The organism is Paraburkholderia sp. ZP32-5 (genome assembly GCF_021390495.1).
Taxonomy (GTDB): Bacteria; Pseudomonadota; Gammaproteobacteria; order Burkholderiales; family Burkholderiaceae; genus Paraburkholderia.
Genome location: NZ_JAJEJP010000001.1, coordinates 3,087,691 through 3,101,170 on the forward strand (window position 1 = coordinate 3,087,691; position 13,480 = coordinate 3,101,170).

The 13,480-nt window shown below is 64.9% G+C and carries 9 protein-coding genes; 5 read left to right on the forward strand and 4 right to left on the reverse strand.

Annotated features, from left to right (window positions below):
- Positions 1–28: 28 nt before the first annotated feature.
- Positions 29–1,747: an FAD-dependent monooxygenase gene (locus L0U82_RS13205; protein ID WP_233831567.1), complete on the reverse strand. Its 1,719-nt coding sequence runs from the start codon at positions 1,745–1,747 to the stop codon at positions 29–31.
- Between the two features lie 298 nt (positions 1,748–2,045).
- Here L0U82_RS13205 and L0U82_RS13210 point away from each other — a divergent pair, with 298 nt between their 5' ends.
- Complete coding sequence (locus tag L0U82_RS13210) at positions 2,046–3,899, forward strand: tetratricopeptide repeat protein (protein WP_233831568.1); 1,854 nt, start codon at positions 2,046–2,048, stop codon at positions 3,897–3,899.
- 139 nt (positions 3,900–4,038) lie between these two features.
- Here the strand turns inward: L0U82_RS13210 and L0U82_RS13215 are convergent, their stop codons facing one another.
- Positions 4,039–5,340: an MFS transporter gene (locus L0U82_RS13215; RefSeq protein ID WP_233831569.1), complete on the reverse strand. Its 1,302-nt coding sequence runs from the start codon at positions 5,338–5,340 to the stop codon at positions 4,039–4,041.
- A 323-nt stretch (positions 5,341–5,663) separates the two neighbouring features.
- On the opposite strand from L0U82_RS13215, the gene L0U82_RS13220 reads away from it, so the two are divergent.
- The 3 genes from L0U82_RS13220 (at position 5,664) to L0U82_RS13230 (ending at position 8,783) form a co-directional block, all read left to right on the forward strand.
- On the forward strand, positions 5,664–6,188 hold the full coding sequence (locus L0U82_RS13220) for a GNAT family N-acetyltransferase (RefSeq protein ID WP_233831570.1): 525 nt from the start codon (positions 5,664–5,666) through the stop codon (positions 6,186–6,188).
- A gap of 231 nt (positions 6,189–6,419) precedes the next feature.
- Positions 6,420–7,622, forward strand: a complete 1,203-nt coding sequence (locus L0U82_RS13225; protein WP_233831571.1) for a hypothetical protein — start codon at positions 6,420–6,422, stop codon at positions 7,620–7,622.
- Between the two features lie 135 nt (positions 7,623–7,757).
- Positions 7,758–8,783 carry an IS110 family transposase gene (locus L0U82_RS13230; RefSeq protein WP_233831573.1) on the forward strand — a complete coding sequence of 342 codons (1,026 nt, stop codon included), beginning with the start codon at positions 7,758–7,760 and terminating at the stop codon, positions 8,781–8,783.
- A gap of 335 nt (positions 8,784–9,118) precedes the next feature.
- On the opposite strand, the gene L0U82_RS13235 is transcribed toward L0U82_RS13230, so the two are convergent.
- Both L0U82_RS13235 and L0U82_RS13240 read right to left on the reverse strand, forming a co-directional pair.
- Positions 9,119–10,648 carry a type 1 glutamine amidotransferase gene (locus L0U82_RS13235; RefSeq protein ID WP_233831574.1) on the reverse strand — a complete coding sequence of 510 codons (1,530 nt, stop codon included), beginning with the start codon at positions 10,646–10,648 and terminating at the stop codon, positions 9,119–9,121.
- A 150-nt stretch (positions 10,649–10,798) separates the two neighbouring features.
- Positions 10,799–12,556, reverse strand: coding sequence for a cation:proton antiporter (locus L0U82_RS13240; protein WP_233831575.1), 1,758 nt, complete (start codon positions 12,554–12,556; stop codon positions 10,799–10,801).
- A 201-nt stretch (positions 12,557–12,757) separates the two neighbouring features.
- On the opposite strand from L0U82_RS13240, the gene L0U82_RS13245 reads away from it, so the two are divergent.
- Complete coding sequence (locus L0U82_RS13245) at positions 12,758–13,444, forward strand: DUF2848 domain-containing protein (RefSeq protein WP_233831576.1); 687 nt, start codon at positions 12,758–12,760, stop codon at positions 13,442–13,444.
- The last annotated feature ends 36 nt before the right edge of the window (positions 13,445–13,480 follow it).

Below are 13,480 nucleotides of genomic sequence, written 5' to 3' on the forward strand. Positions count from 1 at the left end.
GCTCGCGCTACTTAACGACCGCGGCCCGTCACTGCACCACCCGCTCCGGGATCTCTCCGCCTACCGCGAACCACGTCTCGCAGTGCCGCACGAGGCCGTGCAGGTCCGAGCCGGTGCGCCCGCGCGCGCTGATATAGCCGTCCGGGCGCACCAGATAGAACGACGGCCGCGTGCGTCCATACGATTCGGACAGCGCCGGGCCGCCGTCGCCGGTCGTATCGGTGACGCGCCAGATTCGCACCACGTTCGGCAGCAGCCGCTCGACTTCGGCGGCAAGCTTTTCTACTTCGGGGTCCGGCGGCGGCGCATGCTTCGCAGCGGGATCGAGCGGCGTGTCGTCGACAGGCAACGGCGGCACCAGCAGGAATAGCGAAAAGAACGCCGGATCGTGCAGATCGAAAATACAGCCGACGCCGGGCGCACGCCCGAGCGGGCCGTCGACCACATGCACGAGCGCATCGGGCGCGCGCTCACCGGCACGCGGGCCGCCGTCGAGCACGCGTTCGAGCGTCAACGGACTGCGCCGATACTGGATCGACAGCTCGCTGATCGTCGCGCGCGCGGCATCGCGCAGCGGACCGAGCGCGGCCAGTACCGGCATCACGCGTTCGCGCAGCAGCTTCAGCGGACCATGATCGGCCTCGGCCATCTGCGTGATGAAGCCGGTCTGCCGCAGCACCTCGCGCTCGATCGGATGCCGTTCCTGGTGATAGGTGTCGAGCAGCCGGTCCGGCGCGTTGCCGCGAATCACGCGCGCGATCTTCCAGCCGAGATTGAACGCTTCCTGAATGCCGGTGTTCATCCCCTGCGCGCCGGCCGGGCTATGTACGTGCGCGGCGTCACCGGCGAGGAAGATGCGACCCACCCGCAGCCGGTCCACCATCCGGCTGTTCACATGGAAATACGACGACCACGCGAGATCGGACACGTCGACGCGCTCGCGCACGCGCCGTGCGATCAGCGCCTTGCATTGATCGAGCGACGGCGACGGTGTTGGATTTAGAGGCGGCTCGTCGGCCACCGCCGGCGCAGCCGCCGCCCCGACAGATTCGAGCGCGTGATCGGCGATCAGACGATGACGGCCGCGGCCCATCGGAAACAGCGCAACGAGACCTTCGCCGGACGCGAAGATATGGAACTCATCGTCGGGCCAGTCGGTTTCCGCATGCAGGTCGGCCAGCAGAAAGGTCTGCGCGAACGTCTTGCCCTCGAAGTTCAGCCCGAGCCGATGACGGATCGCGCTGTGCGCGCCGTCGGCGGCGATCAGGTACGACGGGCGCATCGTTTCGGTGTGGCCGTCCGCGCGGCGCAGCGTCGTCACGATACTCGCGGCACCCTGCGCGCACATCGTCAGCTCGACACCGCGCTCGACCTTCACGCCGAGCGTCGCCAGATGTTCGGTGAGCAGCCGTTCGGTCACCGATTGATCGAGAAACAGCAGATACGGATAGCGCGTGTGCAGCGGATCGAAATCGAGTTGCGCGAGCCGCATCCCGTTCGAAAACAGATTGGCGACGCGCGCGCGATGGCCGAGTTCGAGAAACGGCTCGATCAACCGATGCTGTTCGAGCAGTTCGAGCGTGCGCGCCTGAATGCCGACCGCGCGCGAATAGGGGTTCGGCTGCGGCGCCTTGTCGATCAGACGCACGGGGATATGGGCGCGCGCAAGACTCATCGCCGCGGCAAGCCCGGTGGGACCGGCCCCGACGATCAGCACTGGCGACGCATCGTAGGCGGCAGCGTCCATGCGGCACTCCGGATGCAACGATGCGCTCTAGTGTACGCCGCCGTTTATTGGGGAAGCGGTGCGCCGCATCAATCAGGACGGCCGTTTGCGCCGCTGTGCGAGCAGTGCACGGGCGATGCGTGCATCGCGCATAAATGGCAAAGCACACGAGCGCGCGTGGATAGCTGCGACGCCGCATGCCACCATGCCGCGCGTCCGCGCACCGACCCGACGCAACCCCACGCCGCCCGCAAATGCAGGCCCCTCCACCAAGTATGGGAAAATGCGGCCTCAGTTTGATCCGAATCCCACCCCCGTCATGCAACCAGCTTTTGACCGCGCGTTCGCCGCGCATCGTGACGGCCGCCTCGACGATGCCGAACGCGGCTACCGCGCGACGCTCGAACACAATCCCGGCCACGTCGACGCGCTGCATCTGCTCGGCGTGCTGCGCCATCAGCAGGGCCAGCACGCGGAAGCCGTCGACCTCGTACGGCGCGCCGTCGACCTGCGCCCCGAAGACGCCGCGTTGCAACTGAATCTCGGCAACGCGCTGAAAGCGCTCGGCCAGATCGACGCGGCGATCGACCAGTTCCGCAACGCGCTGACGCTCGCGCCGAGCTTCCCGATGGCGCACTACAACCTCGGCAACGCGTACGCGTCGCTGGGCCGTCACGAGGACGCCGCCGATGCGTTCGCGCGCTCGGTGCGCCTGCAACCGGACGATGCGTCGTCGCACAACAATCTCGGTAACGCACTGCACGCGCTCGGGCGTCACACCGACGCGATCGCGTCGTTCCGGCGCGCGCTCGAGCTGCGCCCCGGTCACGCGGGCACGCTGAACAACATGGGCATGTCGCTGAACGCGCTCGAACGACCGAACGACGCGCGGCCCTGTTTCGAGGCCGCGCTCGCCGCCGAACCGCGCTTCGTCGCCGCGCATTTCAATCTGGCCAATACGCTCGATGCGACCGGCCATCATGCACAAGCCGTCGCATCGTTCGAGAAGGTGCTGGGGCTGCAGCCGAACCTGCCGCCGGCAATCTACGGGATGGGCAACGCGCTCGCGGCGCTCGGCCGGGCCGCACAGGCGCTGCCGTATCTGGAGCGCGCGGTCGGTCTCGATCCGCAATTCGCGCTCGCATGGCTCGCGCTCGGCACCGCGCACCAAGCGCTCGGCGCACATGCCGCCGCGGTACGCGCGCTCGATCAGGCGCTGCGCCTGCGCCCCGATCTCGCGGCCGCGCATATGAACCGTTCGCTCGCGTGGCTCGCGATGCGCGATTTCGAGCGCGGCCTGCCCGAATACGAATGGCGGCTGCAAACGCTCGCGCAACCGGTAATCCAGAAGCTGCCGCGCTGGCACGGCGAGCCGATCGACCAGCACACGCTGCTGATCCACGCTGAACAGGGCTTCGGCGACACGCTGCAGTTCGTGCGCTTCGTGCCGCTCGCCGCCGAGCGCGCCGCGCGCGTCGTGCTCGAAGTGCAGCCTGCGTTGCTGCCGCTGCTCGATCCGGTCGCGAAAAGCTGGCGCGTGACGCTGATCGCGCAGGGCCAGCCTCACCCCACCGCCGCCGCCGACCTGCAGATTCCGCTGCTGAGCCTGCCGCTCGCGCTCGGCACGCGCTACGACACGATTCCGACGCGCACCCCGTATCTGAACGTGCCGCCAACCTATGGCCGCAAATGGCGCGGCTCGCTCGGCGGTCAGGCGAAACGCAAGCTCGGGCTCGCGTGGTCGGGGCGCATCCAGCGCAACGAAACGCGCACGATGCCGCTGGCCGCGCTCGATCCGCTGTTCGCGCTCGACGGCATCGACTGGATCGTGCTGCAACCCGATCTGAGCGACGCCGAGCGCGCGGCGCTCGACGCGCATCCGCGCGCCGCGTCGATCCATCGCTTCGACCGGCGCATCGGCGACTTCGCGGATACCGCGGCGATCGTCGACCGGCTCGATGCGGTCGTGTCGATCGATACGTCGATCGCTCACCTCGCGGGCGCGCTGCGCAAGCCGCTATGGCTGATGCTGCCGTTCGCCGCCGACTGGCGCTGGTTCGACGGCGACGCGCGCAGTCCGTGGTACCCGGGCGCGACGCTCGTGCGTCAGCCGCGGCCGGGCGCGTGGGATGAAGTCGTCGAGATCGTCGCGAAGGAAGTGCGGAACGGGTAACGGCTAGACCGCAGGCAAGTCGCTCGCAATACCGACTGCGCGCATCAGCCCACCATCAAACAAAAACCCCCGCGTTCCAACGAACGCGGGGGTTTCTTTTCAGCGAAACGAATGTGGCGGCCCAACCGTGGCCTGAACGTCACGCGGCCCGATACTGATTGCGCGACTCCGGCGTGCGATACAGGAACAGCGTCGCGAGCAGACCGCAGATCGCCGCCACGCCGAGGATCAGGCCCGGCGCCGCCTTGTTGTCGGTCACGTGGATCAGCGCCGTCGCGATCGCCGGCGTGAAGCCGCCGATCGTCGTCGCCAGACTGTATGCGAGCGAGAAGCCGGCGGTACGCACTTCGACCGGCATCACTTCGGTCAGCGCCACCACCATCGCGCCGTTATAGCAGCCGTAAATGAACGACAGCCACAACTGCACCGCGAGCAGACGCACGAACGACGGCTCGGCGACCAGCCATTGCAGAGCCGGATACGCGGTGAGGATCGTCAGCACCGTGAACGCGAGCAGCACCGGACGGCGGCCGATGCGATCCGACAACGCGCCCGACAGCGGCAGCCAGATCAGATTCGAGATACCGACGCAGACGGTGACGATCAGCGTGTCGATCGACGACAGCTTCAGCACTTCCTTGCCGAAGGTCGGCGTGTACGCGGTGATCGTGTAGAACGACACGGTCGTCATGATCACCATGCCCATGCCGCCGAGCACGACCGGGTAGTTCGCGGCCATCGACTTCATGATTTCGCCCATGCTCGGGCGATGCTTGCGCGCCTGGAACTCCTCGGTTTCCTTCAGCGAGCGGCGGATGATGAACAGGAACGGCACGATCAGACAGCCGATCAGGAACGGCACGCGCCAGCCCCACGCGGTCATCTGGTCGGCGGGCAGCAGCTTGTTCAGCAGCACGCCGATCAACGCGGCGAACACCACCGCGACCTGCTGGCTGCCCGACTGCCACGAGCAGTAGAAGCCCTTGTTGCCCTTGGTGGCGATCTCCGACAGATACACCGACACGCCGCCCAGTTCGACCCCGGCCGAGAAGCCTTGCAGCAGCCGCCCGCCAAGCACGAGTATCGGCGCGATGATGCCGATGGTCGCGTAGCCTGGAATCGCCGCGACCGTCAGCGTGCCGAGCGCCATCAGCGCAAGCGTGAGGATCAGGCCTTTGCGGCGGCCGTGGTGGTCGATGTATGCGCCGAGCACGATCGCGCCGACCGGGCGCATCAGGAAGCCGGCGCCGAACACCGACAGCGACAGCATCAGCGACGCAAACGCGTTGCCGCTCGGAAAGTAGGTTTTGGCGATCGCCGAAGCGTAGTAGCCGTAGACCATGAAGTCATACATCTCAAGAAAGTTGCCGCTGACGACGCGGAACACGGTCTTGGCTTTGGATTCTTCCGTCACGGAAGTTGCGTGGGTCGCAGTAGACATGACACTCTCGGTCGGATAAGCCCGTCGCCGCGCTGCAAAGATGTGGACAGCGACGACCAGGTGGTTGAAACGATCCATCGCGTTTCGCGAGCGGATACCGCGGACGGACCAAAAAACGTGTGGCGAAGGCGCGGCATGCCGATACTCACAGCGTTCACGCGCGATCAGGGTAAACATTGTGATTCGCGCGGCGCCCCCGCCACGTAATGCTACTGCCGATGTTGCCCTAAAACACATACAGTTGGCTTACGCGCGCGCTCGCGCGGGCCGCTGACGGCGCGGTAAACTTTACGTGCAATGTCATTCAGTTGATTTTTATTCCGATGCGAACCACCCCTGCTCTTTCGCTGCGCCCCGCGACCGTCGACGACGCCCCGCTGATTGCGTCGATTCATAGCGCCAGCTGGCAAGCCACCTATCGCGGATTGTTGCCCGATGCGTTTCTCGATAGCGAAGTCGCGCGCGAACGCGCCGCTTACTGGGCCGCCCGCCTCGGCGCGCCGGGCGGCGAACGGCGCATCGTGCTGATCGCCGAACTCGGCGACGAGCCGACCGGTTTCATGTGCGTCGAGCATCAGCCGCAATCCGTGTGGGGCGTGCTGCTCGACAACCTGCATGCGCTGCCCGGCTACCAGGGCATCGGCGTCGGCCGGACGCTGATGCGCGCCGCCGAAGACTGGGCCCGCGCGCAAGGCGAAGCGCAGTTGTATCTGTACGTGCTGGAAGGCAACACGCCCGCCATCGGCTTTTATGAGCGGCACGGCTGGAAGTTCGTCGGCGCGGAGCCCGATCATATGGGCGGCGTCGATATCACCGCGTTGCGCTATGTGTATCGGCTGGAGCCGTGATCGTGTGAGGTGCGCCGCTGTTATTTTCAGAGCAGTCTGATCGTCTGAACGGATTACCTCGGGGCAACATTTTCCGTCGCCGATAGCCTCAGCGGATAACGGTCTGTCGTTCTTTCATCGTCCTCGCGCGGTGTCTGACGGTGGATCAGGTCCCCGCTGACGCACCGTCGGATCCCCACGGATTCCGTGACTGCCACCGGCCGCCCTGTCATCGGGCACCACAAGAAAGCGATGTCCAGCACTCCGCTTACCCTGATCGAAGGCGCTTACGCGCTGCCCCTCTCTCGTCCGCTCGACGATCTTCCCGTGCCGTTGCTTCATGAGTGGACACCTTTTACCCCCGACGATAGTGAGCTAGACGAACACCGATCTCTTTATGCGGCGCTGCTGCATACGATCTGTCTGAGCAATCGGGAACTGTTGTCGCGTCGGCGTTGGAAGGTGTTTGACAGCGGCGGCTTTGACCGGCTGGCTACGGCTGCACCTTCCGCCGCTACCGGATCTGGCACAGCGCGTCGTGCAATGCATGACGACATAGCGCGGGATACACCACTGCACAAGCCTCCTCCGGCGCCGATGCGGATAGCGCTGAAGCCGCGTCGGCCCGGAACAGCCAAACGACGCCGCGCTTCACGCCATTGGCATGGAATCGCGGGCAGGCTCTGCATCGTCGGTGCAGTTGCGCTACTTGCGTGGCTTGCGATCGATCGACATCACGTGTTGCGTCAGTTGGCCAGTGGATTGCCAGGGCCGGTGATCGTCGCCACAGGGAATCACGACGGACAGCGCTGGCCGCATGCACCCCATGTCGAAGTGCCGGGGCTGCCAGCATTTGTGGTCGATGAGTCTCACGCGAAGGCAGTGGATGTGGCGCCGGCGCATGCCGATGTCGCGTCCGCTTCGGCTTCGGCTTCGGCTTCGGCTTCGGCTTCGGCTTCGGCTTCGGCTTCGGCTTCGGCTTCGGCTTCGGCTTCGGTTCATAACGCAGTGTCCCGGCGCGCGCCGAGTGGCGCCACACCCGTGCACCAGCCGCAACGCATGCAGGTCGCGACAATGGATCACCAACCGCGCTCTGATGGCCAACCCGCTCGACCGTCACAGCACATGCAGGTCACAGCAATGCACAGCCAAACGCTCTCGGGCGGCCAACCCGCTCGGCCGTCACAGCCCGCCCACATACCGCATGTCAGCGCGACGCGTACAGCGCAGCACACATCGCGTGCCTTCCCCGCGCAGTCACCCGCACAAACCGACGAATCATTCGCGCAAGAATGGCCCGACGACAGCAGCGAATACACCGCGATCACGACATCCGCTACCATGCATACGCTCGCGGGCACGTCGAACAATCGGCCGGTAAGCAATGGCACCGGGTGGATGAATCAAATGACCCAGCGTCGCGTCACCGAAATTCCGGAGCAATTCGCACGGTGACTTCGCACTGAACCGCTCTAAACGACACGCACAAAAAAGCCCGGCTACTCTGCATAGCCGGGCTTAATGAGATGGTCACCCCCACCCTGCACGCGGGTTACGCTGCAGGGTGTTTTCTTTTCTGGAGAGGCCATCATGCAGACCGTGACGCTGGTTGGAGTCGATCTGGGCAAGCATTCGTTTCATCTTCACGGTCAGGACCGGCACGGCAAAGCCGTGTTCCGCCGGAAGGTGAGTCGTAAGCAGCTGATTGAATTCTTCGCCACCTTTCACTGCTGCACGGTGGTCATGGAAGCCTGCGCAGGCGCTCATCACATGGCCCGGAAACTTGCTGGCTTCGGGCATCAGGTCAAACTCATCTCGCCGCAGTTTGTGCGGCCCTTCGTCAAGAGTAACAAGAACGATTTCGTAGACGCGGAAGCAATCTGCGAAGCAGCGTCACGTCCGGCCATGCGCTTCGTGACGCCCAAGACAGAATCGCAGCAAACGCTCTCGACCTTGCACCGACTTCGCGAATCTATGGTTCGGGATCGCGTTAAGACATGCAACCAGATGCACGGCTTCCTGCTCGAATTTGGCATCAGTCTGCCGATTGGAAAGGCTGTCATCAAGCGCCTGCCGGCAGTTCTCTCCGAGCATTCGCTCCCACCGCGACTGGTGGCGATCCTCGATCGTTTGCATTCCCACTTCAAGTATCTCAGCGAACAGATCGACCAAATCGAGACAGAGCTGACCCGGCAACTGGCCGATGATGACCTTGGCCAGCGCCTGCTAGGCATCCCGGGTGTCGGTCCGATCACGGCGAGCGTACTCGCCTCCGAAATGGGCGATGGCAAACAGTACGGCTGCAGTCGGGACTTCGCGGCGTCCATCGGTCTCGTGCCGCGCCAGTACAGTACGGGCGGCAAGGCAAACCTGCTGGGCATCAGCAAACGCGGAGACAAAAATATACGTCGCCTGCTTGTGCAGTGCGCCAGAGCCTACATGCAGCGGCTGGACCGGCAGACAGGCCGGTTGGCCGCATGGGTTCGGTCGATGCTCACACGCCGACACTCAAACGTGGTGGCCTGCGCTCTTGCCAACAAGCTGGCGCGAACCGCCTGGGCGCTGGCAACGCGCAACAGCACGTTCGATGCGGGAGCGGGTGCCTTACAAGTCTGAGCCCCCGACTCTCATCCACGCTTTGTGAAGTTCCGACTTCCTGGTTTTGCGACCGCTGAAATTTGATGACGTGAACGGCACACCGGCCTGGCGAACACCCTGTCAAAGAAATTGGCCTTCGAAGCCGCGGGCTTTTTTAGGATCGTCAGGCGCGATTCTCATCGTGGCGCGGGGAGCGATCCCCACAACGACGCCGGATAGATTTAGGCAAGCCAACCACAACATCGAAGATCAGTGTTGCAAAAACGGGGGTGACCATAGATTTTCTTTTTCCGTCGAGCCTTTGATTTCCGCCAAAGGCAAAGACAAACGCCAACGCGGCGCAGCACCTGCCCCTAAAACCGCGTCTCCCGCGCGACCCGCAGGAACGTATCGAGCAGCGGCGTGCAATCGAGCAGTTCCGCCCCGCCCGCGCGATGAAACTCCGGATGCCACTGCACGCCCATCACGAACGGCGCGCGCCGGTAACGCACGGCCTCGATGATGCCGTCCGACGCCGACACCGCCTCGATATTCAGATCGCGGCCGAGCGTCTTCACCGCCTGATGGTGGATCGAGTTGACGATCGCGTCGCGCCGCCCGGGGAACATGTTGAGCAGCGTCGAGCCGTCCGGGAAATGAACGCCGTGCCGGTGCTGATCGTAGTTTTCGTTGACGTGCACGTTCGCGGTCGGCACATCGGTCGCGATGTCCTGATACAGCGTGCCGCCAAACGCGACGTTGATCAGCTGACAGCCGCGGCACACACCGAGCACCGGCTTGCCCGACTCGACGAACTCGTGCAGCAGTTCGAGCTCGTACATGTCGCGCACGCGGTCGCCGGGCCATTCGTGGCTCAACGCCGCTTCCGCGTAGGTCTGCGGCGACACGTCGGCGCCGCCTTGCAGCAACAGGCCGTCGAGATTTTTCGCGTAATCGCGCAGGCGGATATTGCTCGGATGCAGCATGCCCTGATGGCCGACGGTCGGAATCATGAACACCAGCACATCGCGCGACATCACCCAATGTGCGATCGACTCCTCCAGATACTGCAGCGTCTTGCCGCGCAGCCCCTTCGCACCCGGCTCTGGATGGAAGATCCGCGCCGACACGCCGATGCGCAGCGTGCGCTGGGTGATCCGCTGCCCCGCGCGATCGAACAGTTGCCGCGCGCGCGCCGCGATGATGCGGCCGAACACGCTCCACGCCGAATCGCTCTGATGCAGATAGCGCGGCGGCGACGGCGGCAACGCGTTGGGCGGCGGCGGATTGGTTGCGCTGAAATCGGGCGCCGCGCCGAAGCCCGGCGGCGGCGCGCCAGCCGGCCGCGCGGTGGCGGGCGCGGAGTCCTCGGTGGCAATGTCGGCTTCGGTGACGACGTCGTCGGCGAGCGTGGCGGCCGGGCGTGCACCGCTCGCGGTCGCATTCGCCGCGCCGGTATGCAGCTCGCCGCTCGCGGACATCGAACCCGCCGGCTTCAACGGCTCGGCTTTCGTGGCCGTGGCGCTCGCGGCACCTGCCGCATGCGAGCCACCGCGCCGTGCTTCGCGTTCGTGGACCGCGGCTTCCTGCCGCGCGGTGGACTCCGCGGCGGCGCTGCGCGCCTCGGCCGCATCGCGCAGGCGAGCCTCACGCGGATCTTCCGGCGTGACGGCCGACGCGCTGATCGGATCATCGGTCGACGACCTGACAGCCGCTTCTTCGGTGGCCGGATTCGTATCCTGGGCAGCGGACTGGGTCGTATCTCCACGCAACGGAGGCAGCGACGCGGCCGGTTCGGCCCGTGCCGTGCCGCCTGGCGGCGTGCCGCTCGAAGCGCTCGAAGCAGGTGAGGCTGGCGACGGAGTGCCGGTCGTGTCGGCGTTGTCAGGTTTGTTTTCGCTCATGACTGTCGGACGGGCGCCTTTCACGCGAACGAATGAATATGCCCTGATTATCCGCCAGCACAGCAGGCCCGGCAAACCCGCACACAATTACTCACATTGTTTCGAAGCTCGACACAAAGCCTCTATTTCGAAGCGTTTATTTCGAAGCGCTTACGGGTCCGGCCGCTCGTTGAACGTCTCCCGCAGCGCGATCTGCATCGACGCGTGAATCTTCACGCACCAGCGCCACACCAGCGCAAGCAGCAGCGCCGCGCAGACCAGCACCGCGACGAGCAGACCGGTCGGCGGCAGGATGCTGCCGGATAGCGCGGCGACCAGCAAAAACACGCCGATCATCGACACGATCGGCACGACGTCGGCGATCGCATAGCGCAGCGCGCTCGTGAAACGCCCCGCCATCGTCGGCTGCACGCTGACTTCGGCGAGCAGCAGCGCCAGCGATTTGGTCTTCCGATACACCGCCACCAGAAACGGCAGCGACACGACGAGTGCGACGCTCCATTGCACGACGCGCTGCAACGACGCGTCGGTGAGCCAGTTCGCGAGCAGCCTCCCGGTTTGCGGCGCGGTATACGACACCGCCAGAAAAATCGCCGCGACGAGCGCGAGATTCACCGCGATCTGCAGCACGATGCGCCGCGTCAGGCTCAATAGCGTCGGCTCGCCGCGCGCGGTGCCGAGACTGCGCAGCCATTGTCCGTACAGGCCGAACGCGTTCGACAGCGTGGCGGGCATCGCCCGTGCGAGGCGCTGCGTCAGCGGATCGGCGACGCGGATCAGATACGGCGTGCTCAGCGTGGTCAGCGCCGATACCGCGACCGCGATCGGATACAGAAAGCCGCTCGTCACCTTCAGCGTGAGCCCGAGCGACGCGATGATGAACGAGAACTCGCCGATCTGCGACACGGTCATGCCGACCCGCATCGACGTGCGCGCGTCGCGCCCGGCGAGAAACGTACCGAGCCCGCACGACACGATCTTGCCGACGATCACCGCGAACGTGATCACCGCGATCGGCCATGCGTAGTCGAGCATCACAGCCGGGTTCAGCATCAGCCCGATCGTCACGAAGAAGATGGCGGAAAAGGCGTCGCGCAGCGGCGCGATCAGATGCTCGATACGATGCAGATGACGCGACTCGGCCATGATCGCGCCGATCAGAAAAGCGCCGAGTGCGATGCTGTAGTCGAGCTTGACGACCAGCAGACAGAAGCCGAAGCAGAAGCCGAGCACCGACACCAGCAGCATCTCGTCGCTGCGCGTGCGCGCGACGTAGTTCAGCGCACGCGGCACGATCAGCACGCCGGCCAGCAGCGACACCAGCATGAACAGCAGCAGCTTGCCGAGCGTGATCGCGGCCAGCCCGGCGCTCAACTGACCGGTCTGCGCGATGCCGGTCAGCAGCACCAGCATCGCGATGCCGAGAATGTCCTCGACGATCAGAATGCCGAATACGAGCTGCGCGAAGCTCTCACGTTTGAGCCCCAGATCGGACAGCGCCTTGACGATAATCGTCGTCGACGAAATCGCGAGAATCGCGCCGAGGAACAGCGAATCCATCGAATTCCAGCCAAACGCGCTGCCGATCTCATAGCCGATCCACAGCATCAGCACGATCTCGGACAGCGCGGCGACGATCGCCGTCACGCCGACCTTGAACAGCTTGCGCAGGCTGAATTCGAGTCCTAGCGAAAACATCAGGAACACGACGCCGAGTTCGCCGAGCGTCTGGATCGTCTGTTCGTCGTGGATCAGCTGGAACGGCGGCGTGTACGGCCCGATGATCACCCCGGCCGCGATATAGCCCAGCACCACCGGCTGCTTCAGCCGATGGAACAGCACGGTGACGAGGCCCGCGAACGCCATCACGACGGCCAGATCCTGAATGAAGCCGATGCCATGGTGCATGAGCATTTCCTTACAGAAACGTAATCTCAGAAAGGCCAGTGTAACAAAGGCATTGCTCGCGGAAGACCCGCGATTCCAGAAAATCCGGGGGGCCCAGTGCGAGCAACGCGCACCGCTCACGCCTCCTTCCCATTTTTGACACGCTGGACGCCTGTGAAATATCACAATAATATTTGCGCAATATTTTCATGGAGCCACTCTATGCCGCAGTTGCCGTTCAACCTCGAAGACAATGCGGGCCGCCGCCGCATCGAGCAGATCGAAGTCAATCGTCTGACGATCGCGGGCTGGGCGGGCCGCGACCAGGCCGCGATCGAGCATCACATCGCCGAACTCGCCGAACTGGGCGTGAAGCGCCCGTCGACCACGCCGTGCTTCTACCGTCTCGGCGCCCAATTGCTGACGCAGGCCGAACAGATCGACGTGGTCGGCGCGAGATCGAGCGGCGAAGCCGAGTGCGTGCTGCTGCAAACCGGGGCGGGCTTGCTCGTCACGATCGGCTCCGACCATACCGACCGCGAAGTCGAGGCCTATGGCGTGACGGTGTCGAAACAGGTGTGTCCGAAGCCGCTCGCGCGCGACGCCTGGCTCTTCGACGATGTCGCTGGCCATTGGGATCAACTGGAACTGCGCGCCTATGCAATCTCACACGGCGAGCGGCGCGTCTATCAGCAAGGCAGCGTCGCGGCGCTGCTGCCCGCCGCCGAACTGCTCGCGCGCGCGCCGCTCGCGCAGCACGCGGCGATGTTCTGCGGCACGCTCGCGGTACAGGGCGGCATCGTCGGCATGGCCGATGGCGACGCGCTCGAACTGGAGCTGCACGACCCCGTGCTGAAGCGCACGCTGCGCCACGCGTACTGCGTGCGCGCGTTGCCGATCGTCGAATAAGTCGCACAACCGCGTCGCTCTCTTTCCGACGCCACG